Raw genomic sequence first — 2,252 nt, 5'->3', positions numbered from 1 at the left:
ATCGGAAAACGCTGTACGCATACAAATCTATTGTGCGATAATCACTTACTGCTTAGTAGCAATAGTCCAACACGATATGAAATTAGAACGTAGCGTCTATGAAATTCTCCAAATACTCGGAATCTCTCTGACCGACAAAACACATCTCAGTGACTTGTTTGACAAATCGAATTTCAAAAATGTCAAAGACCGATATGATTCAAGTGAACCGAATTTATTTAATTTTTAACCTTGTCCATTTTTAGTGGACAGTAGTGAGCTCAAATATATCTACAGTGTTTATTCCACCCAGACACAAGGATAGGAGTGCCACATCTCGGCCCAGTTCAGGAAGAGAGGAAATCATTTTGGTTTCCGGTAGGGGACGATTGAAAAACTCTCTACACGCCTCTGCACTGATGGCTCTTTGAACTGTACTGTCAGATTTAGGAATAGATACTTTTAGCCAAGGATTGTATTTTATTCGCATGATACCACGTTCTTCATCGTTCAGCTCTATAAGTGCCCTTTTGAATATCTGTCTTAAACAAGTCGGGTACATTTCTTTCGCCCTGTTCGTCAACGAAAGGCTATTAATCCATCTTGTCAAAACAGAAGATGACAAGTGAGTAAACATCACTCTGGTTGTTCCCAAATATCTTTCAAGGTGGTTTACAGCCAGACGATAGTTCTTAGCATTACGTTCATGTCCTTCAGAGGCCATACGGTTAATGAATTTTGTAGCATAGTCACTAAAGCATACTTCCATATCAGAGTTCATTAAGTATTCTATTAATTCTGTTACAGAGTATCCTGACACATCTTTACGATTTACCAATTCTGTATAACGAAGTATTTCCTGTGCACAATATTTATTTATGACAGCATCCTTAATCTCTCCAGATTTGGATAGCTGTTTGTCAGTAACGAACTTATCAGTCTTAATATACCCTGATTTTGAACGATGAAGTACTCGAATGTACACTTGGTAAAAGCCGTCAGCTCGCTTATACCTTACAATAGTCTTAAATGTTGCCATACCTTATTGATTTACAGTTGTTTTACTTTTGTAAGTTCTTTGTAAGCGTACCCTCTCAGTTTAGTAAGCTATTTGTAAGCAAGTACCGTTTATTTGGCTCATTTTTTGCGGACAAATGCACGAACCGCCTAAAAACAACTTAGGCTGTAATGTCTGATAAACAGTCCGTTACAGCCTAAATCAAATATTATCCTATATTGCTTATGCTTCCTCAATAGCAGCCTGCGCCGCAGCCAAACGAGCGATAGGCACGCGGAATGGAGAGCAACTTACGTAGTTCAGACCAACTTTATGGCAGAACTTAACAGAAGATGGTTCACCTCCATGTTCACCACAGATGCCACATTTCAGATCTGGACGTACTGAACGGCCTTTTTCAACTGCCATTTCTACTAATTGTCCAACACCGTTTTGGTCGAGAACTTGGAATGGGTCTACTTTCAGGATTTTCTTTTCCAGATATACAGGTAAGAAAGAGGCAATATCATCACGTGAATATCCGAATGTCATCTGAGTAAGGTCATTAGTTCCGAATGAGAAATACTCTGCGCGTGAAGCAATTCGGTTGGCTGTAAGGGCAGCACGTGGTATTTCAATCATTGTACCTACCTTGAACGGTACTTCTATGCCTTCTTCTTTGAACAATTCGGCAGCTGTACTGCGAATTACTTTTTCCTGTGCTTCGAATTCATAAAGAATACCGGTCAATGGAACCATGATTTCTGGATGTGGATCGTAACCTTCTTTTTTCAGTTCGCAGGCAGCACCCAAAATAGCACGTGTCTGCATTTCTGTAATTTCCGGATAAGTGTTACCCAGACGGCAACCGCGGTGTCCTAACATTGGGTTGTGTTCGCACAAACTTTCTACACGCTGGCGGATATATTCTACCGTAACGTTCATTGCTTTTGCCATTTCTTCTTGTCCTTTCAGATCATGAGGTACGAATTCATGCAAAGGAGGATCGAGCAGACGTACGTTCACCGGACATCCGTCCATAGCCTTGAAGATACCTTTGAAGTCAGCTTTCTGATAAGGAAGCAGTTTGGCAAGTGCTTTCTTGCGACCTTCTACATCAGGAGCAAGAATCATTTCACGCATGGCAATAATCTTCTGGTTATCGAAGAACATATGTTCTGTACGGCAAAGTCCGATACCAGTAGCACCGAAACTGCGTGCAACTTCTGCGTCTCTTGGAGTATCAGCATTGGTACGTACTTCAGGCGAGTATACT

At 40.9% G+C, this 2,252-nt stretch carries 1 protein-coding gene and 2 pseudogenes; 1 reads left to right on the top strand and 2 read right to left on the bottom strand.

All coding sequences use genetic code 11. The annotated features are described in order from the left end of the window. A pseudogene (locus tag BACCOP_RS19380) lies at positions 1 to 229 on the top strand (IS4 family transposase); the annotation flags it as partial. A 27-nt stretch (positions 230 to 256) separates the two neighbouring features. On the opposite strand, the pseudogene BACCOP_RS01445 reads toward BACCOP_RS19380, so the two are convergent. Beyond that, a pseudogene (locus tag BACCOP_RS01445) lies at positions 257 to 1,018 on the bottom strand (phage integrase SAM-like domain-containing protein); the annotation flags it as partial. Positions 1,019 to 1,219: 201 nt separating this feature from the next. Continuing rightward, positions 1,220 to 2,252: putative PEP-binding protein (locus tag BACCOP_RS01440; protein WP_007565397.1), on the bottom strand; the 1,033-nt coding region annotated here is incomplete at its 5' end.

The sequence above is a fragment of the Phocaeicola coprocola DSM 17136 genome, assembly GCF_000154845.1.
In the GTDB taxonomy this organism is placed as follows: domain Bacteria; phylum Bacteroidota; class Bacteroidia; order Bacteroidales; family Bacteroidaceae; genus Phocaeicola; species Phocaeicola coprocola.
The sequence above is the reverse complement of the archived record's forward strand: the minus strand, read 5'-3'. Positions and strand labels throughout refer to the sequence as shown.